Source organism: Citrobacter sp. RHB35-C17 (genome assembly GCF_013816795.1).
Classification (GTDB): Bacteria; Pseudomonadota; Gammaproteobacteria; order Enterobacterales; family Enterobacteriaceae; genus Citrobacter_A; species Citrobacter_A amalonaticus.
This window is the reverse complement of sequence record NZ_CP057150.1, coordinates 460,765-483,673: the sequence shown is the minus strand read 5'-3', so window position 1 is coordinate 483,673 and position 22,909 is coordinate 460,765. Positions and strand designations below refer to the sequence as shown.

The 22,909-nt window shown below is 52.6% G+C and carries 17 protein-coding genes, 3 tRNA genes and 4 rRNA genes; 11 read left to right on the top strand and 13 right to left on the bottom strand.

What is annotated here, in order from left to right; genetic code table 11:
* The first annotated feature begins 9 nt into the window (after nt 1-9).
* The 6 genes from HVZ37_RS02330 (at nt 10) to HVZ37_RS02305 (ending at nt 8,170) form a co-directional block, all read left to right on the top strand.
* Nucleotides 10-3,123: an efflux RND transporter permease subunit gene (locus HVZ37_RS02330; protein ID WP_109739785.1), complete on the top strand. Its 3,114-nt coding sequence runs from the start codon at nt 10-12 to the stop codon at nt 3,121-3,123.
* A 244-nt stretch (nt 3,124-3,367) separates the two neighbouring features.
* Entirely contained in the window at nt 3,368-3,589 is a 222-nt protein-coding gene (locus HVZ37_RS02325) for a membrane protein (protein WP_000825639.1), read from the top strand.
* A gap of 425 nt (nt 3,590-4,014) precedes the next feature.
* Entirely contained in the window at nt 4,015-5,040 is a 1,026-nt protein-coding gene (locus HVZ37_RS02320; protein WP_042998362.1) for an amino acid ABC transporter substrate-binding protein, read from the top strand.
* 69 nt (nt 5,041-5,109) lie between these two features.
* Nucleotides 5,110-6,291: an amino acid ABC transporter permease gene (locus HVZ37_RS02315; protein WP_042998363.1), complete on the top strand. Its 1,182-nt coding sequence runs from the start codon at nt 5,110-5,112 to the stop codon at nt 6,289-6,291.
* Between the two features lie 9 nt (nt 6,292-6,300).
* Nucleotides 6,301-7,404, top strand: a complete 1,104-nt coding sequence (locus HVZ37_RS02310; RefSeq protein ID WP_099433694.1) for an amino acid ABC transporter permease — start codon at nt 6,301-6,303, stop codon at nt 7,402-7,404.
* Nucleotides 7,405-7,411: 7 nt separating this feature from the next.
* Nucleotides 7,412-8,170 (top strand): amino acid ABC transporter ATP-binding protein, encoded by a 759-nt coding sequence (locus HVZ37_RS02305; protein ID WP_042324914.1) that lies wholly within the window; start codon nt 7,412-7,414, stop codon nt 8,168-8,170.
* A gap of 106 nt (nt 8,171-8,276) precedes the next feature.
* On the opposite strand, the gene rrf (HVZ37_RS02300) is transcribed toward HVZ37_RS02305, so the two are convergent.
* From rrf (HVZ37_RS02300) to HVZ37_RS02270, 7 genes are all read right to left on the bottom strand, one after another.
* A 5S ribosomal RNA gene (gene rrf / locus HVZ37_RS02300) occupies nt 8,277-8,392 on the bottom strand.
* Nucleotides 8,393-8,432: 40 nt separating this feature from the next.
* Nucleotides 8,433-8,508: transfer RNA gene (locus HVZ37_RS02295), tRNA-Thr, on the bottom strand.
* A 14-nt stretch (nt 8,509-8,522) separates the two neighbouring features.
* Nucleotides 8,523-8,638, bottom strand: a 5S ribosomal RNA gene (gene rrf / locus HVZ37_RS02290).
* Nucleotides 8,639-8,735: 97 nt separating this feature from the next.
* Nucleotides 8,736-11,641: ribosomal RNA gene (locus HVZ37_RS02285) — 23S ribosomal RNA — on the bottom strand.
* Nucleotides 11,642-11,822: 181 nt separating this feature from the next.
* Nucleotides 11,823-11,898 (bottom strand) — tRNA-Ala (locus tag HVZ37_RS02280).
* A 114-nt stretch (nt 11,899-12,012) separates the two neighbouring features.
* Nucleotides 12,013-12,089: transfer RNA gene (locus tag HVZ37_RS02275), tRNA-Ile, on the bottom strand.
* 69 nt (nt 12,090-12,158) lie between these two features.
* Nucleotides 12,159-13,700: ribosomal RNA gene (locus tag HVZ37_RS02270) — 16S ribosomal RNA — on the bottom strand.
* Together the 16S, 23S and 5S rRNA genes with 3 tRNA genes alongside form the textbook arrangement of a ribosomal RNA operon.
* Before the next feature lie 471 nt (nt 13,701-14,171).
* Here HVZ37_RS02270 and HVZ37_RS02265 point away from each other — a divergent pair.
* Nucleotides 14,172-14,726, top strand: coding sequence for a gamma carbonic anhydrase family protein (locus HVZ37_RS02265; RefSeq protein ID WP_181628078.1), 555 nt, complete (start codon nt 14,172-14,174; stop codon nt 14,724-14,726).
* On the opposite strand, the gene HVZ37_RS02260 is transcribed toward HVZ37_RS02265, so the two are convergent.
* Genes HVZ37_RS02260 through dprA form a run of 6 tightly spaced genes read right to left on the bottom strand, consistent with a single transcriptional unit; the run spans nt 14,702 to nt 18,494 of the window.
* On the bottom strand, nt 14,702-14,959 hold the full coding sequence (locus HVZ37_RS02260) for a DUF1488 domain-containing protein (protein ID WP_042998366.1): 258 nt from the start codon (nt 14,957-14,959) through the stop codon (nt 14,702-14,704). The genes HVZ37_RS02265 and HVZ37_RS02260 overlap by 25 nt on opposite strands.
* A complete protein-coding gene (gene aroE / locus HVZ37_RS02255) occupies nt 14,956-15,774 on the bottom strand; it encodes a shikimate dehydrogenase (protein WP_080343322.1) in 819 nt (272 codons plus the stop codon). Before aroE ends, HVZ37_RS02260 begins: the two co-directional genes overlap by 4 nt.
* A 4-nt stretch (nt 15,775-15,778) precedes the next feature.
* Nucleotides 15,779-16,351 (bottom strand): L-threonylcarbamoyladenylate synthase type 1 TsaC, encoded by a 573-nt coding sequence (gene tsaC, locus HVZ37_RS02250; RefSeq protein WP_181628077.1) that lies wholly within the window; start codon nt 16,349-16,351, stop codon nt 15,779-15,781.
* A complete protein-coding gene (locus HVZ37_RS02245; protein ID WP_042998369.1) occupies nt 16,344-16,898 on the bottom strand; it encodes a type I DNA topoisomerase in 555 nt (184 codons plus the stop codon). The genes tsaC and HVZ37_RS02245 overlap by 8 nt, the downstream gene beginning before the upstream one ends.
* A gap of 26 nt (nt 16,899-16,924) precedes the next feature.
* Entirely contained in the window at nt 16,925-17,398 is a 474-nt protein-coding gene (gene smg / locus HVZ37_RS02240) for a DUF494 family protein Smg (RefSeq protein ID WP_054177420.1), read from the bottom strand.
* Nucleotides 17,370-18,494 (bottom strand): DNA-protecting protein DprA, encoded by a 1,125-nt coding sequence (dprA, locus tag HVZ37_RS02235; protein ID WP_181628076.1) that lies wholly within the window; start codon nt 18,492-18,494, stop codon nt 17,370-17,372. Before dprA ends, smg begins: the two co-directional genes overlap by 29 nt.
* Before the next feature lie 129 nt (nt 18,495-18,623).
* On the opposite strand from dprA, the gene def reads away from it, so the two are divergent.
* The 4 genes from def to trkA are packed head-to-tail and all read left to right on the top strand — an operon-like array spanning nt 18,624 to nt 22,835.
* Nucleotides 18,624-19,133 (top strand): peptide deformylase, encoded by a 510-nt coding sequence (def, locus tag HVZ37_RS02230; RefSeq protein ID WP_042326273.1) that lies wholly within the window; start codon nt 18,624-18,626, stop codon nt 19,131-19,133.
* 14 nt (nt 19,134-19,147) lie between these two features.
* Complete coding sequence (gene fmt / locus HVZ37_RS02225) at nt 19,148-20,095, top strand: methionyl-tRNA formyltransferase (RefSeq protein WP_061069305.1); 948 nt, start codon at nt 19,148-19,150, stop codon at nt 20,093-20,095.
* Between the two features lie 52 nt (nt 20,096-20,147).
* A complete protein-coding gene (rsmB, locus tag HVZ37_RS02220) occupies nt 20,148-21,437 on the top strand; it encodes a 16S rRNA (cytosine(967)-C(5))-methyltransferase RsmB (protein ID WP_054177421.1) in 1,290 nt (429 codons plus the stop codon).
* A 21-nt stretch (nt 21,438-21,458) separates the two neighbouring features.
* The gene (trkA, locus tag HVZ37_RS02215; RefSeq protein ID WP_042998372.1) at nt 21,459-22,835 is read left to right on the top strand and encodes a Trk system potassium transporter TrkA; all 1,377 of its coding nucleotides are present in this window, start codon (nt 21,459-21,461) and stop codon (nt 22,833-22,835) included.
* Nucleotides 22,836-22,909 lie beyond the last annotated feature (74 nt).

The following is a 22,909-nucleotide window of genomic DNA, read 5'->3' as shown; positions in this document are numbered from 1 at the left end:
TAACCGAACATGGCAAATTTCTTTATCAGGCGTCCTATTTTTGCCTGGGTTCTGGCCATCATACTGATGCTGGCGGGCGCTCTGGCGATTATGCAACTGCCCGTTGCGCAATACCCAACTATCGCGCCACCAGCGGTAGCCATTTCCGCGAACTATCCAGGGGCAGATGCGCAAACGGTGCAGGATACGGTGACTCAGGTTATCGAACAGAATATGAACGGTATCGATAACCTGATGTATATGTCCTCCACCAGCGACTCTGCGGGTAGCGTGACCATTACGTTAACCTTTCAGTCCGGAACCGACCCGGATATTGCCCAGGTGCAGGTACAGAACAAACTGCAGCTGGCGACGCCATTGCTGCCTCAGGAAGTTCAACAGCAAGGGATTAGCGTAGAAAAGTCGAGCAGCAGTTTCTTGTTGGTGGCGGGGTTTGTCTCTGACGATCCGCAAACGACCCAGGACGATATCTCCGACTACGTCGCCTCAAACGTAAAAGATACGATCAGCCGCCTGAACGGTGTAGGTGACGTCCAGCTGTTTGGCGCACAGTACGCGATGCGTATCTGGCTGGATGCGAATCGGCTGAACAAGTACCAGCTCACACCGGTCGATGTGATCAATCAACTAAAAATACAGAACGACCAGATCGCAGCAGGTCAGTTGGGCGGAACGCCTGCTCTACCGGGGCAGCAACTGAACGCCTCTATCATTGCGCAGACGCGACTGAAAGATCCTGAGGAATTCGGCAAAGTCACATTACGGGTAAACAGCGATGGCTCTGTCGTTCGCCTTAAAGATGTCGCTCGTATCGAGCTGGGGGGAGAAAACTATAACGTTGTCGCCCGAATTAACGGTAAACCGGCTGCGGGTCTGGGGATCAAACTGGCGACCGGGGCCAACGCTCTGGATACCGCCAAAGCGATTAAAACCAAACTCGTTGAGCTGCAACCCTTCTTCCCGCAAGGGATGAAAGTGGTTTACCCGTATGACACCACGCCGTTTGTGAAGATCTCCATTCACGAAGTGGTAAAAACACTGTTCGAAGCGATCGTCCTGGTCTTCCTCGTGATGTATCTGTTTTTACAGAATATCCGCGCAACGCTCATTCCGACGATTGCGGTTCCCGTTGTGCTATTGGGTACCTTTGCCGTGCTCTCGGCGTTTGGCTACTCGATCAACACCCTGACGATGTTTGGGATGGTGCTGGCGATCGGCCTGCTGGTCGATGACGCCATTGTGGTAGTGGAAAACGTTGAACGGGTGATGATGGAAGAAAAGTTGCCGCCCAAAGAGGCAACCGAGAAATCCATGTCGCAGATCCAGGGGGCGCTGGTTGGGATCGCGATGGTGCTGTCTGCCGTCTTCATCCCGATGGCCTTTTTCGGCGGCTCCACCGGGGCTATTTATCGCCAGTTTTCCATCACGATTGTGTCGGCAATGGCGCTTTCGGTTCTGGTGGCATTGATCCTGACGCCGGCACTTTGCGCAACGCTGCTAAAACCAGCGTCCGCCGAACACCACGAGAAGAAAGGCGGATTTTTCGGCTGGTTTAATGCCAAATTTGATCTCAGCGTTAACCACTACACCAACAGTGTCAGCGGCATTGTGCGCAAAACCGGACGCTACCTGCTCCTTTACATCCTGATTGTTGTCGGAATGGGGGTACTGTTTTTCCGTCTCCCCACTTCCTTCCTGCCTGATGAAGATCAGGGCGTATTCATGACGATGGTTCAGCTACCCGCAGGTTCAACCCAGGAACGAACCCAAAATGTATTGGATCAGGTCACCCATTACTACCTGACTCACGAAAAAGCGAACGTTGAAAGCGTGTTTACGGTCAACGGTTTTAGCTTTAGCGGCCAGGCGCAGAACGCGGGTCTGGCCTTCATCAGCCTGAAGCCCTGGGATGAGCGTAGCGGCAAGGAAAACAGCGTTGAAGCGGTAATTGCGCGTGCAACTCGCGCGTTCAGCCAGATCCAGGATGGACTGGTCTTCCCCTTCAACATGCCGGCGATAATTGAACTGGGCACCGCGACGGGTTTCGATTTTGAACTGCTTGACCAGGGGGGGTTGGGGCACACAGCGCTAACATCAGCACGTAATCAGTTAATGGGTATGGTGGCTCAGCATTCCGATCTGCTGGTCCGTGTTCGACCTAATGGCCTGGAGGATACCCCTCAGTTCAAGCTGGATGTCGACCAGGAAAAAGCACAGGCGCTTGGCATTGCGCTGTCAGACATTAACGAAACCATCTCTGCGTCGTTAGGCGGCAGCTATATTAACGACTTCATTGACCGCGGACGAGTAAAGAAAGTGTATGTTCAGGCAGATGCGAAATTCCGTATGCTGCCAGAAGATATCAATAATCTGTACGTTCGTAGTGCTAACGGCGAGATGGTCCCTTTTTCAGCCTTCAGCTCAGCCCGCTGGGTGTATGGTTCTCCGCGCCTGGAACGCTTCAACGGTATGCCATCGATGGAGTTGTTGGGTGAGGCGGCCCCCGGTCGAAGCACCGGTGAAGCGATGGCCATGATGGAAAGTCTCGCGTCAAAACTGCCTAATGGTATTGGTCATGACTGGACGGGGATGTCATATCAGGAACGTTTGTCCGGCAATCAGGCGCCGGCACTGTATGCTATCTCGCTGATCGTCGTGTTCCTCTGTCTTGCCGCGCTGTATGAAAGCTGGTCCATTCCGTTCTCGGTGATGCTGGTGGTCCCGCTCGGCGTGGTGGGTGCCCTTTTGGCCGCTTCCCTGCGTGGGCTAAATAACGACGTCTATTTTCAGGTCGGACTGTTAACCACGATTGGGCTTTCCGCGAAAAACGCCATTCTGATCGTGGAATTTGCCAAGGATCTGATGGAGAAAGAAGGTCGTGGCCTGATCGAGGCAACGCTTGAGGCTGCGCGCATGCGCCTGCGCCCTATTCTGATGACCTCACTCGCCTTCATCCTCGGCGTAATGCCGCTGGTCATCAGTCGCGGGGCAGGGAGTGGCGCCCAGCATGCAGTCGGAACCGGTGTGATGGGAGGGATGCTGACAGCAACGCTGCTGGCTATCTTCTTTGTCCCGGTGTTTTTTGTGGTCGTCAGAGGCCGGTTTAACAAATCCCAGCGTTAATGTGTAAATTAAGGCGTCTACGGACGCCTTTTTCCTTCAGGTATCTTTCTTTATTTATTAAACAGATAGTCATTTGCACTGCGGAATACTAAATTCACTCCTTCATTATTTTTACAATTCACATGAATTGAGATTATTCCATATGCCAATCTTTTTTTAAGCGGTGGTAAAATTCATTTCGTATTCGCAAAGCAGCATTCCCTGTTGCTGCATTTAGCGGAACGCTTATTTTTGAGGTAACACCATGAAAAGATTAATTCCAGTAGCATTGCTCACTGCATTGCTGGCGGGCTGTGCACACGATTCCCCCTGCGTTCCGGTTTATGATGATCAAGGACGTCTTGTTCATACCAACACCTGTATGAAAGGGACGACTCAGGATAACTGGGAAACCGCAGGCGCCATTGCTGGCGGGGCCGCAGCGGTTGCAGGCCTGACGATGGGGATCATCGCACTGTCAAAATAACATTCTCAGAGCGCGGTACTTGCCGCGCTCTTAGCCTAAGAATACGGTTTTTCATATCATTCAATGTGTTGAAAAATACGTGTTCTAATACATTTTAATAATCAATAACGTCCACCCCTTTCTCTTTTCGCATTTATCTTTCAATACTCACGCTCTCGATATTCACGCCTGAAATCGTTATTTCATTTTGCGAGCATTATTTTAAATATTTTGCTCCAAAATGTGGCTTACGTTTCAATTTCGCACCATTTCAGGGCGCTGCTTTTATTTTTTCCTGTCTACACTCTGCTTATTGCGTCGGATATTCACGCGCAAAACCTGGCATTACCTTTGCTTAGAAGAGTATGGCCAATGCCACAGACAGGTTAAAGACGTTGCAGAACGTCTCTCTATAACAATAATTTCTTTGCCACACAGGATGCATTATGAAAAAGATGATGATAGCCACACTGGCTGCGGCCGGTGTGCTGCTTGCGGTTGCCAATCAGGCACATGCGGGAACCACGCTGGATGCTGTAAAAAAGAAAGGGTTCGTACAATGCGGTATCAGTGACGGTCTTCCCGGTTTTTCTTACGCTGACGCAGACGGGAAATTCTCCGGGATAGATGTGGATGTTTGCCGTGGCGTTGCCGCCGCCGTCCTGGGAGATGATACAAAAGTAAAATATACCCCTCTCACCGCAAAAGAACGCTTCACCGCATTACAGTCTGGCGAAGTCGATCTTCTCTCCCGTAATACGACCTGGACCTCCTCACGTGATGCAGGAATGGGCATGTCCTTCACTGGCGTTACCTATTACGATGGCATTGGCTTCCTGACCCACAACAAAGCGGGTCTGAAAAGCGCGAAAGAGTTAGATGGTGCCACCGTTTGTATTCAGGCGGGAACAGATACGGAACTGAACGTGGCGGATTATTTCAAAGCCAACAACATGAAATACACCCCGGTGACTTTTGACCGCTCAGATGAGTCGGCAAAAGCGCTGGAGTCCGGACGTTGCGATACCCTCGCCTCTGACCAGTCCCAACTGTATGCCCTGCGCATCAAACTCAGCAACCCGGCTGAATGGCTTGTACTGCCAGAGGTGATCTCGAAAGAGCCGCTGGGGCCAGTTGTTCGTCGCGGTGATGACGAATGGTTCTCTATTGTGCGTTGGACGCTGTTTGCCATGTTGAATGCCGAAGAGATGGGCGTGACATCGAAGAATGTCGATGAGAAAGCGGCGAACCCGGCAACACCAGATATGGCACATCTGCTGGGCAAAGAAGGCGACTACGGCAAAGATCTGAAGCTCGACAATAAATGGGCTTACAACATCATCAAGCAGGTGGGTAACTATGCGGAGATCTTTGAACGCAACGTCGGCTCGGAAAGCCCACTGAAGATCAAACGTGGACAGAACAATCTCTGGAATAACGGCGGCATTCAATACGCACCGCCGGTGCGTTAAGTCGTTGTGATGTAACGGGCGCCGCACTAGCGGCGCTCAGTTCAGAGTTATGGTTACCGAGGCTTTCTTATGTTCCATCGCCGCTCAAATGTAAAAGGGTCGCTCTCCTTTTCAAACCCTGCGGTCCGCGCCTGGCTGTTCCAGATCCTCGCCATTCTTGCGGTCGTTGCAGTTGCTATCTATCTCATTCATAACACGATTAATAATCTAAGCAGTCGCGGCATTACCTCGGGCTTTGCCTTTCTCGACCGTAGCGCTGGGTTTGGCATCGTCCAGCACTTAATCGACTATCAGCAGGGTGACACGTATGGACGTGTTTTTGTGGTGGGTTTGCTTAACACGCTGCTGGTTTCCGCGCTGTGTATTGTCTTTGCGTCATTTATCGGCTTCTTTCTCGGGCTGGCACGCCTTTCAGATAACTGGCTACTGCGTAAACTCTCGACGATTTATATTGAGACCTTTCGTAATATCCCGCCTCTGCTGCAAATCTTTTTTTGGTACTTCGCGGTTCTGCGCAATTTGCCCGGCCCCCGTCAGGCCGCAAGCGCGCTGGATATGGTCTTTCTGAGTAATCGGGGACTCTATATCCCGTCTCCGCAGTTAGGGGAAGGCGTACTCGCTTTCGTGCTCTCGGCAGTGATTGCCATTGCGCTGTCCGTGGGTCTGTTCCGCTTCAATAAAATGCATCAGATGAAAACGGGACAACTTCGCAGAACCTGGCCTACTGCATTAAGCCTGATTGTGCTGCTGCCGCTCATCGCGCATTGGCTTTTTGGCGCGGCGCTGCACTGGGATATCCCGCAACTACGCGGATTCAACTTCCGTGGCGGAATGGTGCTCATTCCTGAACTGGCAGCCCTGACGCTGGCGTTATCGGTATATACCTCGGCGTTTATTGCCGAAATCATTCGTGCAGGCATTCAGGCCGTTCCCTACGGTCAACATGAAGCCGCCCGTTCTCTCGGGTTACCTAATACTGTGACCCTTCGCCAGGTCATCATTCCTCAGGCACTTCGCGTCATTATTCCACCGCTGACCAGCCAGTATCTGAATATTGTGAAAAACTCATCGCTGGCCGCCGCCATTGGCTATCCCGACATGGTATCGCTGTTCGCCGGTACGGTACTTAATCAGACCGGACAGGCCATCGAAACGATCGCCATCACGATGTCGGTGTACCTGATCATCAGCCTGAGCATCTCGCTGCTGATGAACATCTATAACCGGCGAATCGCCCTCATTGAGCGCTAAGGAATCATGATGACAAAAGCACTGCTGTCTCATCCCATGCGCCCGGCCAGTAACGGCCCTGGTCGTTCGATCGTATGGGTACGGAAGAACCTCTTTTCCAGTTGGTCAAACAGCCTGCTGACGCTGTTCTGTCTGTGGCTGATGTGGGAGTTAATTCCCCCTTTGCTGAACTGGGCGTTCCTGCAGGCCAACTGGGTGGGCTCCACGCGTGCTGACTGTACCAAAGCTGGCGCCTGCTGGGTGTTTATTCATGAACGATTTGGACAATTCATGTATGGATTGTACCCACATGATCAGCGTTGGCGTATCAACCTGGCGTTGATCATTGGGTTGGCTTCCATTGTGCCGATGTTCTGGAAAGCGTTGCCGGGTCGCGGGCGTTATATCGTCATCTGGGCCGTGATCTACCCGATCACTGTCTGGTTCCTGTTGTATGGCGGATTTCTTGGTCTGGATCGCGTTGAAACACGCCAATGGGGTGGGCTGACGCTGACCTTAATCATCGCATCCGTCGGGATCGCGGGGGCACTGCCATTAGGAATTTTGTTGGCACTGGGACGTCGCTCCCACATGCCCGTCGTGCGGATCTTATCCGTCATTTTTATCGAGTTCTGGCGTGGCGTCCCGCTGATCACCGTCCTGTTTATGTCTTCGGTCATGCTGCCGCTGTTTCTGTCAGAAGGAACCAGCATCGATAAGCTTATCCGGGCGCTGGTTGGCGTGATCCTCTTCCAGTCGGCCTACGTCGCGGAAGTGGTTCGTGGGGGGCTGCAGGCATTACCGAAAGGGCAATACGAAGCAGCAGAATCGCTGGCGTTGGGCTACTGGAAAACCCAGGGGCTAGTCATTCTTCCCCAAGCTCTGAAGCTGGTGATCCCTGGACTGGTGAACACCATTATCGCCCTGTTTAAGGATACCAGTCTGGTCATCATCATCGGTTTGTTCGATCTGTTCAGCAGCGTGCAGCAAGCGACAGTTGACCCTGCCTGGCTGGGTATGTCGACAGAAGGCTATGTCTTCGCTGCTCTGATTTACTGGATTTTTTGTTTCAGCATGTCGCGCTATAGCCAGCATCTGGAAAAGCGCTTTAACACCGGGCGTACACCGCACTGAGGATTCTATGAGCCAACTATTAATACAACCTGCCGACGCGATGATTACGCTGGAAAACGTCAATAAGTGGTACGGACAGTTTCATGTCCTTAAGGATATCAACCTGCGCGTTAAACAGGGGGAACGCATTGTGTTATGTGGGCCTTCAGGTTCGGGAAAATCAACCACCATCCGCTGTATTAACCATCTGGAAGAACATCAACAGGGACGAATTATTGTCGATGGCATTGAGTTGAATGAAGACATCCGCAACATCGAGCGCGTCCGACAGGAAGTCGGCATGGTATTCCAGCACTTCAATCTCTTTCCTCATCTGACGGTTTTGCAAAACTGTACGCTGGCACCGATTTGGGTGCGTAAGATGCCGGTAAAAGAAGCCGAAGCGCTGGGGATGCACTACCTGGAACGTGTGCGTATTGCAGAGCACGCACATAAATTTCCAGGGCAGATCTCCGGAGGACAGCAACAACGCGTGGCCATTGCCCGCTCGCTATGTATGAAACCCAAAATTATGCTGTTTGATGAGCCCACGTCGGCGCTGGATCCCGAAATGGTGAAAGAGGTGCTGGATACGATGATTGGCCTGGCGCAATCAGGAATGACAATGCTTTGCGTCACGCATGAGATGGGATTTGCCAGAACGGTGGCTGACAGGGTGATCTTCATGGATCGTGGGGAAATTGTTGAGCAGGCCCCGCCGGATGAGTTTTTTGCACATCCTAAATCAGAACGTACTCGAGCATTCCTGTCTCAGGTGATTCATTAGTCGTTTGCTCTGCCGGGTGACGGCTTCGCCTTACCCGGCCTACCGTTTTTTCGGCGTATAAACGCAAAAAGGCCATCCTTTCGGATGGCCTTCTCACTTGTTTGATGTCTGGCAGTTCCCTACTCTCGCATGGGGAGACCCCACACTACCATCGGCGCTACGGCGTTTCACTTCTGAGTTCGGCATGGGGTCAGGTGGGACCACCGCGCTACAGCCGCCAGACAAATTCTTTTCTACTGTGCCGAACTTTAACCTAATTAAGTGGTGCTGATACCCAGAGTCGAACTGGGGACCTCACCCTTACCAAGGGTGCGCTCTACCAACTGAGCCATATCAGCACGCTAAATTTGATGCCTGGCAGTTCCCTACTCTCGCATGGGGAGACCCCACACTACCATCGGCGCTACGGCGTTTCACTTCTGAGTTCGGCATGGGGTCAGGTGGGACCACCGCGCTACAGCCGCCAGGCAAATTCTGTTTATTAACCCGCCTTTCGCCGGTTAATCTAATCTGTAATCACGCTGAAAATTTTCTCTCAATTCCGCCAAAACAGCTTCGGCGTTGTAAGGTTAAGCCTCACGGTTCATTAGTACCGGTTAGCTCAACGCATCGCTGCGCTTACACACCCGGCCTATCAACGTCGTCGTCTTCAACGTTCCTTCAGGACCCTTAAAGGGTCAGGGAGAACTCATCTCGGGGCAAGTTTCGTGCTTAGATGCTTTCAGCACTTATCTCTTCCGCATTTAGCTACCGGGCAGTGCCATTGGCATGACAACCCGAACACCAGTGATGCGTCCACTCCGGTCCTCTCGTACTAGGAGCAGCCCCCCTCAATTCTCCAGCGCCCACGGCAGATAGGGACCGAACTGTCTCACGACGTTCTAAACCCAGCTCGCGTACCACTTTAAATGGCGAACAGCCATACCCTTGGGACCTACTTCAGCCCCAGGATGTGATGAGCCGACATCGAGGTGCCAAACACCGCCGTCGATATGAACTCTTGGGCGGTATCAGCCTGTTATCCCCGGAGTACCTTTTATCCGTTGAGCGATGGCCCTTCCATTCAGAACCACCGGATCACTAAGACCTGCTTTCGCACCTGCTCGCGCCGTCACGCTCGCAGTCAAGCTAGCTTATGCCTTTGCACTAACCTCCTGATGTCCGACCAGGATTAGCTAACCTTCGTGCTCCTCCGTTACTCTTTAGGAGGAGACCGCCCCAGTCAAACTACCCACCAGACACTGTCCGCAACCCGGATTACGGGCCCACGTTAGAACACCAGCCATTAAAGGGTGGTATTTCAAGGATGGCTCCACACGAACTGGCGTCCGCGCTTCAAAGCCTCCCACCTATCCTACACATCAAGGACCAGTGTTCAGTGTCAAGCTATAGTAAAGGTTCACGGGGTCTTTCCGTCTTGCCGCGGGTACACTGCATCTTCACAGCGAGTTCAATTTCACTGAGTCTCGGGTGGAGACAGCCTGGCCATCATTACGCCATTCGTGCAGGTCGGAACTTACCCGACAAGGAATTTCGCTACCTTAGGACCGTTATAGTTACGGCCGCCGTTTACCGGGGCTTCGATCAAGAGCTTCTCCTTACGGATAACCCCATCAATTAACCTTCCGGCACCGGGCAGGCGTCACACCGTATACGTCCACTTTCGTGTTTGCACAGTGCTGTGTTTTTAATAAACAGTTGCAGCCAGCTGGTATCTTCGACTGATTTCAGCTCCACGAGTAAATCGCTTCACCTACATATCAGCGTGCCTTCTCCCGAAGTTACGGCACCATTTTGCCTAGTTCCTTCACCCGAGTTCTCTCAAGCGCCTTGGTATTCTCTACCTGACCACCTGTGTCGGTTTGGGGTACGATCTGATGTTACCTGATGCTTAGAGGCTTTTCCTGGAAGCAGGGCATTTGTCACTTCAGCACCGTAGTGCCTCGTCATCACGCCTCAGTGTTAAAGTGAACCGGATTTACCTGGAACACACACCTACACGCTTAAACCGGGACAACCGTCGCCCGGCCAACATAGCCTTCTCCGTCCCCCCTTCGCAGTAACACCTGGTACAGGAATATTAACCTGTTTCCCATCGACTACGCCTTTCGGCCTCGCCTTAGGGGTCGACTCACCCTGCCCCGATTAACGTTGGACAGGAACCCTTGGTCTTCCGGCGAGCGGGCTTTTCACCCGCTTTATCGTTACTTATGTCAGCATTCGCACTTCTGATACCTCCAGCATGCCTCACAGCACACCTTCACAGGCTTACAGAACGCTCCCCTACCCAACAACACTTAGTGTCGCTGCCGCAGCTTCGGTGCATGGTTTAGCCCCGTTACATCTTCCGCGCAGGCCGACTCGACCAGTGAGCTATTACGCTTTCTTTAAATGATGGCTGCTTCTAAGCCAACATCCTGGCTGTCTGAGCCTTCCCACATCGTTTCCCACTTAACCATGACTTTGGGACCTTAGCTGGCGGTCTGGGTTGTTTCCCTCTTCACGACGGACGTTAGCACCCGCCGTGTGTCTCCCGTGATAACATTCTCCGGTATTCGCAGTTTGCATCGGGTTGGTAAGCCGGGATGGCCCCCTAGCCGAAACAGTGCTCTACCCCCGGAGATGAATTCACGAGGCGCTACCTAAATAGCTTTCGGGGAGAACCAGCTATCTCCCGGTTTGATTGGCCTTTCACCCCCAGCCACAAGTCATCCGCTAATTTTTCAACATTAGTCGGTTCGGTCCTCCAGTTAGTGTTACCCAACCTTCAACCTGCCCATGGCTAGATCACCGGGTTTCGGGTCTATACCCTGCAACTTAACGCCCAGTTAAGACTCGGTTTCCCTTCGGCTCCCCTATTCGGTTAACCTTGCTACAGAATATAAGTCGCTGACCCATTATACAAAAGGTACGCAGTCACCCCATAAAGAGGCTCCCACTGCTTGTACGTACACGGTTTCAGGTTCTTTTTCACTCCCCTCGCCGGGGTTCTTTTCGCCTTTCCCTCACGGTACTGGTTCACTATCGGTCAGTCAGGAGTATTTAGCCTTGGAGGATGGTCCCCCCATATTCAGACAGGATACCACGTGTCCCGCCCTACTCATCGAGCTCACAGCACATGCAATTTTGTGTACGGGGCTGTCACCCTGTATCGCCGGCCTTTCCAGACCGTTCCACTACCACACATGCTGATTCAGGCTCTGGGCTGCTCCCCGTTCGCTCGCCGCTACTGGGGGAATCTCGGTTGATTTCTTTTCCTCGGGGTACTTAGATGTTTCAGTTCCCCCGGTTCGCCTCGTTAACCTATGGATTCAGTTAACGATAGTGCAACGAATTGCACTGGGTTTCCCCATTCGGACATCGCCGGCTATAACGGTTCATATCACCTTACCGACGCTTTTCGCAGATTAGCACGTCCTTCATCGCCTCTGACTGCCAGGGCATCCACCGTGTACGCTTAGTCGCTTAACCTCACAACCCGAAGATGTTTCTTTCGATTCATCATCGTGTTGCGAAAATTTGAGAGACTCGAACACACCATTAACAGTGTGTCGTTTCAATTTTCAGCTTGATCCAGATTTTTAAAGAGCAAAACTTCGCAGCGCACCCTTTCAGGTACACTCTGAAGTTTTCTTGATTACGTTCTACAGTATGGTGGAGCTATGCGGGATCGAACCGCAGACCTCCTGCGTGCAAAGCAGGCGCTCTCCCAGCTGAGCTATAGCCCCATACAGTGTAGTCAGAACCTCTGTACCGATAATTTTTCCTGAGACAAGGCGTGGAATGGCGAAGCATACTTAAAGTATGCGAGTCGTTTCACAACGCAGTATTCAGGGAAAATTTGGTAGGCCTGAGTGGACTTGAACCACCGACCTCACCCTTATCAGGGGTGCGCTCTAACCACCTGAGCTACAAGCCTGTAGAGGTTTTACTGCTCGTTTTTCATCAGACAATCTGTGTGGGCACTACAAAGGCAGGTTCTTTAAGGTAAGGAGGTGATCCAACCGCAGGTTCCCCTACGGTTACCTTGTTACGACTTCACCCCAGTCATGAATCACAAAGTGGTAAGCGCCCTCCCGAAGGTTAAGCTACCTACTTCTTTTGCAACCCACTCCCATGGTGTGACGGGCGGTGTGTACAAGGCCCGGGAACGTATTCACCGTGGCATTCTGATCCACGATTACTAGCGATTCCGACTTCATGGAGTCGAGTTGCAGACTCCAATCCGGACTACGACATACTTTATGAGGTCCGCTTGCTCTCGCGAGGTCGCTTCTCTTTGTATATGCCATTGTAGCACGTGTGTAGCCCTGGTCGTAAGGGCCATGATGACTTGACGTCATCCCCACCTTCCTCCAGTTTATCACTGGCAGTCTCCTTTGAGTTCCCGGCCGGACCGCTGGCAACAAAGGATAAGGGTTGCGCTCGTTGCGGGACTTAACCCAACATTTCACAACACGAGCTGACGACAGCCATGCAGCACCTGTCTCACAGTTCCCGAAGGCACCAAGGCATCTCTGCCAAGTTCTGTGGATGTCAAGACCAGGTAAGGTTCTTCGCGTTGCATCGAATTAAACCACATGCTCCACCGCTTGTGCGGGCCCCCGTCAATTCATTTGAGTTTTAACCTTGCGGCCGTACTCCCCAGGCGGTCTATTTAACGCGTTAGCTCCGGAAGCCACGCCTCAAGGGCACAACCTCCAAATAGACATCGTTTACGGCGTGGACTACCAGGGTATCTAATCCTGTTTGCTCCCCACGCTTTCGCACCTGAGCGTCAGTCTTCGTCCAGGGGGCCGCCTTCGCCACCGGTATTCCTCCAGATCTCTACGCATTTCACCGCTACACCTGGAATTCTACCCCCCTCTACGAGACTCAAGCCTGCCAGTTTCGAATGCAGTTCCCAGGTTGAGCCCGGGGATTTCACATCCGACTTGACAGACCGCCTGCGTGCGCTTTACGCCCAGTAATTCCGATTAACGCTTGCACCCTCCGTATTACCGCGGCTGCTGGCACGGAGTTAGCCGGTGCTTCTTCTGCGGGTAACGTCAATGGCTAAGGTTATTAACCTTAACCCCTTCCTCCCCGCTGAAAGTACTTTACAACCCGAAGGCCTTCTTCATACACGCGGCATGGCTGCATCAGGCTTGCGCCCATTGTGCAATATTCCCCACTGCTGCCTCCCGTAGGAGTCTGGACCGTGTCTCAGTTCCAGTGTGGCTGGTCATCCTCTCAGACCAGCTAGGGATCGTCGCCTTGGTGAGCCGTTACCTCACCAACAAGCTAATCCCATCTGGGCACATCCGATGGCAAGAGGCCCGAAGGTCCCCCTCTTTGGTCTTGCGACATTATGCGGTATTAGCTACCGTTTCCAGTAGTTATCCCCCTCCATCGGGCAGTTTCCCAGACATTACTCACCCGTCCGCCACTCGTCAGCAAAGCAGCAAGCTGCTTCCTGTTACCGTTCGACTTGCATGTGTTAGGCCTGCCGCCAGCGTTCAATCTGAGCCATGATCAAACTCTTCAATTTAAGTTTGATGCTCTTAGAATTAAACGTCGTAATGAATTACGTGTTCACTCTTTGAGACTTGGTATTCATTTTTCGTCTTGCGACGTTAAGAATCCATGTCACTCTGAGTGCCCACACAGATTGTCTGATAAATTGTTAAAGAGCAGTTGCGACGCGCTTTAGCGCTCTGTCGCGAGGTGGCGTATATTACGCTTTCCTCTTTCAGAGTCAACCCTGATTTTCAGGATTTTTCTCTTCGCTGTGACGACCATCTTGTGAAGCGTTCCACTTTGTCGTCTCAACGGAGGCGCATTATAGGGATCCCATTTTTTTGCACAAGCCTTTTTTAGATCTTTTTTTCCGTTCGCTGCTTTTTCATCCCTTTCGCTCCATTCATGCGCAATTTGGCGAATTTTTGATAGCTAAAGCACTTGCGCAAGGCCAGAAATGCAACCAAAGTCATCTTTACTGTTCTCTTTCCTTGAGGTAAACATGTCTGACGTATTACGTCCTTATAAGGATCTTTTTCCACAGATTGGCCAACGGGTGATGCTCGACAGCAGCAGTGTGATCATTGGTGACGTTCGCCTGGCGGACGATGTGGGGATCTGGCCGCTTGTTGCGATCCGTGGCGATGTAAATTACGTTGCGATCGGGGCGCGTACGAATATTCAGGATGGCAGCGTGTTGCATGTCACGCACAAATCCGCCTCCAACCCGGATGGCAACCCGCTCATTGTAGGAGAAGATGTGACGGTCGGGCATAAAGTGATGTTGCACGGCTGCATCATTGGCAACCGGGCCCTGGTCGGTATGGGATCGATTCTACTGGATGGCGCGGTGATTGAAGACGACGTAATGATTGGGGCGGGAAGCCTGGTACCGCAGAACAAACGCCTGGAGAGCGGCTATCTCTATTTGGGGAGCCCGGTCAAACAGATCCGGCCGCTAACAGAGGAGGAGAAAGCGGGTCTGCAATACTCCGCCAGAAATTATGTGAAATGGAAAGACGAGTATCTCGCTCAGGGTAACCAAACCCAGCCATGATCGTCTTCTTGCTGGGACTGGATCAATGCTTCCGCTTCTTCTTCCAGATCCCAGCGATGTTCGCAAAAGTGAGCTAACCATTGTTCCGTCGTTTCACCACCAAAGCGATTCGCCAGCGTTTCTCCCTTAATAGCGCACATTAACTGCATGCCATTAACCAGCGCGGGAAAGCAAACCGCTTTTTTCTGCGCGTCCCACTCTTCCCGGTCTGGAAACTGGATGGCCTGATTCATGCGGATAACTCCTGCTTGAGACGCGCAATCACTGGCTCAATTTCCGGCAACACGCCGTGCCAGAGCAGAACGGCATGAGCTGCTTGTCCCACCAGCATCCCCAGGCCATCGGCATAACGTTTCGCGCCCTGGCGTTCACACCAGGAGAGAAACGGCGTATTGCCCTTTTGGTAGAACATGTCATAACAACATACGGACGAACGAATGAGCGATGCCGGGATCGCCGGGATCTCACCGCTGATGCCGCTGGAGGTGGCATTAATGATCAGATCAAACTCATGTCCTTCCAGCTCATCCATACCCAGCGCCTGCACGCTACCTGTATGTGCAAAAACCTGTGCCAGTTCTTCCGCACGGGATGCCGTCCGGTTAACAATCGTCACCCCGCAATCCAGAGAAAGCAGCGGTAACAATACACCACGCGAAGCGCCACCCGCGCCAATCAGCAGGATACGTTGCCCCGGCTGGATAAATGACAGACGTTCGAGGTCACTTAGCAGACCGATGCCGTCGGTGTTGTCACCCAGCAACCGACCGTCTTCGAGCCGCTTGATCGTATTCACCGCACCGGCCAGGGCTGCACGCTCGGTGAGTTCATCGGCGCGGGCAAATGCTTCTTCTTTAAATGGCACCGTAACGTTCACTCCTTTACCGCCGTCGGCAAAGAACGCGTTCAGTGTGTTGATGAAATCATTAACAGGCGCCAGCACACGGCCATACGGATGCGCAATCTGCAACTGCTGCGCAAATTGCTGATGAATAAACGGCGATTTGCTGTGCGCGATTGGATTACCAAAAACAGCATAGGTTTCCATCATCTTACCCCTGTCGAAACAGCTCGCCCGTCAGGGCATCACGGATTTCCGAAGGATTCAAGCGACCGCCGGTTTCTCCTGACACCACGGGGAAGTCTGTACCAAACTGTGTGCGAACTTCCTCAACCGTACGGCAAGGGGGTAATCCACTCAGGTTGGCGCTGGTTGAAACCAACGGTTTGCCATAAGCCTGGCACAGGGCGACCACCAGCGGATGATCCGTCACGCGCACCGCCAATGAATCAAAGCGTCCCGTCAACCAACGAGGCGTCGTCGCTGGCGCAGGGAAAACAAAGGTCACCGGACCAGGCCAACGAGCAAACACGGCATCACGCTGGGCATCGGTCAACATACTGTCGTCAATATACGGCTTGAGCTGCTCAAAACTGGCGGCGATCAAAATTAACCCTTTATCCACCGGACGCTGTTTCAAGGCCAACAGACGATTTACGGCCACTTCGCTATCGGGATCGCACCCGACGCCAAAGACGGCTTCTGTTGGATAGGCGATGACATTCTCTTTATTCAGTACCTCTATTGCGTCAGCGATAGGGGCTGTTGGCAGGTTATTATTCACTTGTTTGTTCCGCCGAAACCGGCTTTCCACATTGTTTACTGGCGCAAAAGTGCTTCACACCCTGCGCGGTTTTCTTTTCGATGAGTAGCGGATAGTGGCACTCAGGACACTCTCCGGCTATCGGTTTGAAGTTAATGACAAACTGGCACTCCGGATAGCGATCGCAGGAGTGGAAAGTTTTGCCATAACGGGAACGCCGCTGGACCAGATGGCCCGTCTGGCATTGAGGGCAGGTAATAGCGGTTTCATCGGGTTTATCAATGAGCTCAGTATGCTCACATTCTGGATAGTTGCTGCAGCCGATAAACATACCAAAACGCCCCTGGCGCAACACCAGTTCGCCGCCGCAGTCAGGGCAATGTTTCCCCTCCAGAACTTTGACGATATGTCCGTCCGCTGAGGATTTCAACGGACGGATATAGTCACATTCCGGATAGTGCGAGCAACCAAGAAACGGACCGTGTTTCCCGGAGCGAATCACCAGTTCAGCCCCGCACTGCGGACAGGGCTCATTTTTACGCACCGAAAACAGTGCTGATTTAGCCATAACAACTCATGCTGAATTAAGGTTGATTAATGCAGCATACCTTCATTCACTTCAAAGAGTAATTCTTCCATTTGCTGATATGCATTTTCACAACCTGGAATATTGAACAAAACCATCAGGATGACCCACTTCAGGTCTTCCAGGTCGAATTCTGCGGTATCCAGCGCGAGCACACGTTCAATCACCATTTCTCGCGTTTCGAGGTTTAGCACCTGAATCTGCTCAAGGAATAACAGGAATCCGCGGCAACTGGCATCCAGTCGGTCACACTCTTCTGGGGTATAAATACGCACAGAGAGAGGATCGGAGGCGAGCTGCATCGGCTCGGCAAGACCTTCCTGGTAGTCAGCAAGCTTTTCCAGCCACAGGAGCGCGTTGTAGATGTCTTCACGATCAAAACCGGCGTCGGTAAGATCCCGTTCAAGTTTGTCCTGATCCACACCTAATTCAGCTTCATTGTGGATATATGTCTCAAACAAATACATTAGTACGTCGAACATGGCATGCCCTCCTCAATCGGACATAGCCGCCGGGTACAACTGCGATCCATCCTGCTAACTCCAGTTCGAGTAGCTGAGCCACTACCTCTGGCACAGGTTGGCCGGCACGTTCAGCGACGACGTCAACAGGTGTTACCTCATCTCCTACGTTAGCCAGGAGCTCGGGAAATGGCAATGCTGCGCCTTCCTGATCTGATGAATAAAGTGATTTTTCAGGCTCATCTGGCAGCCAATGCAAGCCGTACTGCAAATTTTCCATGATTTCATCTGGGGCCGTCACAAGGGTGGCACCCTGCTTCACCAGCCAGTGTGGCCCTTCGCTTCCGGGGCTGCCGAGGGGGCCAGGGATAGCGAACACCTCTCGTCCTTGCTCTAACGCACAGCGCGCGGTGACCAACGAGCCACTGCGTAATGCCGCCTCAACCACCAGAACCCCTTTACTCAGACCGCTAATGATACGGTTCCGGCGGGGAAAGTTGCGCGGTAAAGGGGCCATCATTAACGGAAATTCGGACACCAGCGCGCCTCCCGTTTCCAGCAACGCATCGGCCATCCCGGCATGTCGGCGGGGATAGACGGATTGCAGGCCGTTGCCTAATACGGCAATGCTTTTCCCCTTTGCCTGGATCGCCGCCCGATGGGCGATGCCATCAATACCTCGCGCCAGACCGCTGGTAATGGTGATATCCCAACTGGCCAGTTTCTCACAAAACATCTGCCCCCATCGTTCGCCATACCAGGACGGCGTTCGGCTTCCCACGACGGCGAGTTGAAAATCATGGAGACATCGCGGGGAGCCAACGACAAAAACCGCACCGGGATAATCTTCAATGGCGCGAAGCTGCGCAGGATAATCTTCACTGTCTGCCAGTAATAAGTCATGGTGCGGCGACTCAAGCCAGCGAAGGGTTCTTTCCAGTTCTTTTTCCGGAAAGGTCAAAAAGCGCGTTGCCTGGGAAGGGGAAAGGCCGGCACGCCGCAATGCGGCGATATCAATATCCGGCTGTGATATCAGTCCGTGAGCGACGCGCACCATCTCATCGCCGAACAACTCATTCACAGCCATTAAACGTAGCCAAATTTCGGTACGGGTCATCCTTATCCCCCTGCCACAAGCAGTCTTAGCAATCTTTGCGATTGGTCACTGATGCTGTCAATCAGAGGGGGATTTGTCTAGAATAGAGGTAATAATCTTTCCAACTCCTGAACACAACTCTGGATAACTATGTCAGTTTTGCAAGTGTTACATATTCCGGACGAGCGCCTTCGCAAAGTCGCAAAGCCGGTAGAAGAAGTGAATGCAGAAATTCAGCGTATCGTCGATGATATGTTCGAGACGATGTACGCGGAAGAAGGTATTGGCCTCGCAGCAACTCAGGTTGATATTCATCAGCGGATTATCGTCATTGACGTGTCGGAAAATCGTGACGAACGCCTGGTGTTAATTAACCCGGAACTGCTGGAAAAAGAAGGCGAGACCGGTATTGAAGAAGGTTGTCTGTCTATTCCGGAACAGCGTGCTTTAGTGCCGCGTGCTGAGAAAGTGAAAGTTCGCGCGCTCGATCGTGAGGGTAAACCGTTTGAACTGGAAGCCGACGGCCTGCTGGCTATCTGTATTCAGCACGAGATGGATCACCTGGTCGGTAAACTGTTTATCGATTATTTGTCACCGCTGAAGCAGCAACGTATTCGTCAGAAAGTTGAGAAACTCGACCGCCTGAACGCACGAGCTTAAGGACAAGAATCACCGTGTCAGACTCACTACGTATTATTTTTGCGGGTACACCTGACTTTGCAGCGCGTCATCTTGACGCGCTGTTGTCTTCTGAACATCACGTCGTCGGGGTATTTACCCAGCCCGATCGCCCGGCAGGTCGGGGAAAAAAACTGATGCCGAGCCCGGTAAAAGTGCTGGCAGAGGTAAAAGGCATACCGGTTTTCCAACCCGTTTCCTTGCGCCCGCAGGAAAACCAGCACCTGGTTTCTGACCTGAATGCAGATGTTATGGTCGTCGTCGCGTATGGTCTGATTCTGCCGAAAGCCGTGCTGGATATGCCGCGTCTCGGCTGCATTAACGTCCACGGTTCGCTGCTGCCGCGCTGGCGCGGCGCGGCGCCCATTCAACGTTCTCTTTGGGCTGGGGACGCCGAAACGGGCGTGACCATTATGCAAATGGACGTGGGTCTCGATACGGGCGATATGCTCTATAAGCTCGCCTGCCCCATCACCGCGAAAGACACCAGCGGCACGCTGTACGACAAGCTGGCGGATCTTGGTCCGCAGGGGCTGATCGAAACGCTGAAGCAGTTAGCTGAGGGCCGTGCAAATCCGCAAGTGCAGGATGAATCGCTAGTCACTCACGCAGAAAAGCTCAGTAAAGAAGAAGCGCGCATCGACTGGTCGCTTTCTGCGACACAACTGGAACGTTGCATTCGCGCATTCAATCCCTGGCCAATGAGCTGGCTGGAAATTGACGGCCAGCCGGTAAAAGTCTGGCAGGCATCCGTAATAGCGACGCCGACGCTGGCAGAACCGGGAACCATCCTTGACGCCACGAAACAAGGCATTCAAGTCGCGACCGGCAATGGAGTCCTGAACCTGCTCTCATTGCAACCCGCCGGGAAAAAAGCGATGAGCGCCCAGGATCTTCTGAATTCACGTCGGGAATGGTTCATTCCTGGCAACCGTCTGGTCTGACGGTCACTTCTGATAACGCCCGGTGTTACCGGGCCTTTTTATTTTTGCGGTTATGAATAAGAAACTTAACTTACGCAGTATGGCGGCGCAGGCCGTTGAACAGGTCGTCGAGCAAGGGCATTCACTGAGCAATGTCCTGCCGCCGCTACAACAAAAAGTCTCCGATAAAGACAAAGCGCTGCTACAGGAACTCTGTTTTGGGGTTCTGCGTACGCTGTCGCAACTCGACTGGTTGATCAACAAACTGATGTCCCGCCCAATGACGGGAAAACAGCGCACCGTGCATTACCTGATAATGGTGGGATTCTATCAATTACTGCATACCCGAATTCCTCCACATGCAGCGCTGGCGGAAACGGTCGAAGGTGCCGTAGCGATAAAGCGCCCGCAGCTTAAGGGGCTAATAAACGGTGTTCTGCGTCAGTTCCAGCGTCAACAAAAAGTACTGCTCGCGGAATTCGCCAGCAGCGACGCGCGTTTTCTGCACCCTGGCTGGCTACTTAAACGCCTGCAAAAGGCGTACCCCACCCAATGGGAAGCGATTATTGATGCCAACAATCAGCGCCCCCCGATGTGGCTACGTGTGAATCGCATACACCATACGCGCGACAGCTGGCTGGCATTGCTCGAAAACGCCGGGATGAAAGGTTTCACTCATCCCGACTATCCCGATGCCATCCGTCTGGAAACAGCAGCACCGGTCCATACGCTTCCTGGGTTCGATGAAGGATGGGTCACCGTTCAGGACGCCTCTGCTCAGGGGTGCGTGGCCTTCCTTGCTCCGCAAAACGGCGAACACATTTTAGATCTGTGTGCAGCACCAGGCGGTAAAACCACCCACATCCTCGAAGCGGCTCCCGAAGCAAACGTGCTGGCAGTTGATGTGGATGAACAACGACTCTCCCGCGTTTATGACAACCTGAAACGTCTTGGGATGAAAGCGGCGGTTAAGCAGGGTGATGGGCGTTTCCCTGCACAATGGTGCGGCGAGCAGCAGTTTGATCGTATCCTGTTAGATGCCCCCTGCTCTGCAACCGGAGTTATCCGTCGTCACCCGGATATCAAATGGCTTCGCCGCGATCGTGATATTACCGAACTGGCAAAGCTACAGGCTGAAATTCTTGATGCCGTCTGGCCGCATCTGAAATCCGGCGGCACGCTGGTCTATGCCACCTGTTCCGTTTTGCCGGAAGAGAACAGTCAGCAGGTTCACGCCTTCTTACAGCGTACGACGGATGCCATGCTGAGCGAGACAGGCACACCCGAAATGCCGGGTCTTCAAAATCTGCCGGGTGCAGAAGACGGTGATGGCTTCTTTTACGCTAAGCTAATCAAAAAGTGATGGGATAACGGGTCACGACTGATGAAAATAATCATTCTGGGCGCAGGACAGGTGGGTGGAACGCTGGCAGAGAACCTGGTCGGCGAGAACAACGACATTACCGTAGTGGATACCAACGGTGAACGCCTGCGCAGCCTGCAGGATAAGTTCGATCTGCGTGTCGTTCAGGGACACGGCTCGCACCCACGCGTGCTGCGTGAAGCCGGGGCGGATGATGCGGATATGCTGGTTGCCGTGACCAGTTCTGATGAAACGAACATGGTTGCCTGCCAGGTGGCTTATTCGCTGTTTAATACGCCGAACCGAATCGCCCGTATCCGCTCTCCCGATTATGTCCGTGATGCGGACAAGCTGTTCCACTCAGAAGCCGTACCTATCGATCACCTGATCGCGCCCGAACAACTGGTCATCGACAGCATTTACCGCCTGATCGAATATCCAGGCGCATTACAGGTCGTCAATTTCGCAGAAGGCAAAGTGAGCCTTGCCGTCGTAAAAGCCTATTACGGTGGCCCACTGATCGGGAATGCGCTCTCAACGATGCGGGAGCATATGCCGCATATCGATACCCGCGTTGCGGCGATTTTCCGTCACGACAGACCGATCCGCCCACAGGGCTCCACCATTGTCGAAGCGGGCGACGAAGTCTTCTTTATTGCCGCTTCCCAGCACATTCGTGCGGTGATGAGCGAACTGCAACGCCTCGAAAAGCCTTACAAACGCATCATGCTGGTTGGCGGCGGTAACATCGGGGCAGGTCTGGCGCATCGTCTGGAAAAAGATTACAGCGTGAAATTGATCGAACGCGATCAACAGCGCGCTGCCGAGCTGGCCGAAAAACTTCAGAATACGATCGTCTTTTTTGGCGACGCCTCTGATCAAGAATTGCTGGCCGAAGAGCATATCGATCAGGTCGATCTGTTTATTGCCGTTACCAACGACGATGAAGCTAACATCATGTCAGCGATGTTGGCTAAGCGCATGGGGGCGAAAAAGGTGATGGTGTTGATTCAACGCCGCGCTTATGTCGATCTTGTTCAGGGTAGTGTGATCGATATCGCGATCTCTCCCCAGCAAGCAACCATCTCGGCTCTCCTTAGCCATGTGCGAAAAGCGGACATCGTTGGCGTCTCTTCATTACGCCGTGGCGTCGCGGAAGCGATTGAAGCTGTCGCTCACGGCGATGAAAGTACCTCACGCGTTGTCGGCCGAGTCATCGACGAGATCAAACTTCCGCCAGGCACGATTATTGGTGCTGTCGTGCGTGGTAACGATGTGATGATTGCTAATGACAACTTACGCATCGAACAAGGCGATCACGTCATTATGTTCCTGACGGATAAAAAGTTTATTACCGACGTCGAACGCTTATTTCAGCCAAGTCCTTTCTTCCTTTAACATTGAAGGGTGCATTGTTTGCACCCTTTTTAATCCCCTGATTTATCAAGGCTTAATTCATAATCTTAATCTCA

Bases quoted from the DNA above. Each gene is read 5' to 3' on its own strand.
- HVZ37_RS02330 (WP_109739785.1), top strand. From the start codon at position 10: ATGGCAAATTTCTTTATCAGGCGTCCTATTTTTGCCTGGGTTCTGGCC.
- HVZ37_RS02325 (WP_000825639.1), top strand. From the start codon at position 3,368: ATGAAAAGATTAATTCCAGTAGCATTGCTCACTGCATTGCTGGCGGGC.
- HVZ37_RS02320 (WP_042998362.1), top strand. From the start codon at position 4,015: ATGAAAAAGATGATGATAGCCACACTGGCTGCGGCCGGTGTGCTGCTT.
- HVZ37_RS02315 (WP_042998363.1), top strand. From the start codon at position 5,110: ATGTTCCATCGCCGCTCAAATGTAAAAGGGTCGCTCTCCTTTTCAAAC.
- HVZ37_RS02310 (WP_099433694.1), top strand. From the start codon at position 6,301: ATGACAAAAGCACTGCTGTCTCATCCCATGCGCCCGGCCAGTAACGGC.
- HVZ37_RS02305 (WP_042324914.1), top strand. From the start codon at position 7,412: ATGAGCCAACTATTAATACAACCTGCCGACGCGATGATTACGCTGGAA.
- HVZ37_RS02265 (WP_181628078.1), top strand. From the start codon at position 14,172: ATGTCTGACGTATTACGTCCTTATAAGGATCTTTTTCCACAGATTGGC.
- HVZ37_RS02260 (WP_042998366.1), bottom strand. From the start codon at position 14,959: ATGAATCAGGCCATCCAGTTTCCAGACCGGGAAGAGTGGGACGCGCAG.
- aroE (WP_080343322.1), bottom strand. From the start codon at position 15,774: ATGGAAACCTATGCTGTTTTTGGTAATCCAATCGCGCACAGCAAATCG.
- HVZ37_RS02245 (WP_042998369.1), bottom strand. From the start codon at position 16,898: ATGGCTAAATCAGCACTGTTTTCGGTGCGTAAAAATGAGCCCTGTCCG.
- smg (WP_054177420.1), bottom strand. From the start codon at position 17,398: ATGTTCGACGTACTAATGTATTTGTTTGAGACATATATCCACAATGAA.
- dprA (WP_181628076.1), bottom strand. From the start codon at position 18,494: ATGACCCGTACCGAAATTTGGCTACGTTTAATGGCTGTGAATGAGTTG.
- def (WP_042326273.1), top strand. From the start codon at position 18,624: ATGTCAGTTTTGCAAGTGTTACATATTCCGGACGAGCGCCTTCGCAAA.
- rsmB (WP_054177421.1), top strand. From the start codon at position 20,148: ATGAATAAGAAACTTAACTTACGCAGTATGGCGGCGCAGGCCGTTGAA.
- trkA (WP_042998372.1), top strand. From the start codon at position 21,459: ATGAAAATAATCATTCTGGGCGCAGGACAGGTGGGTGGAACGCTGGCA.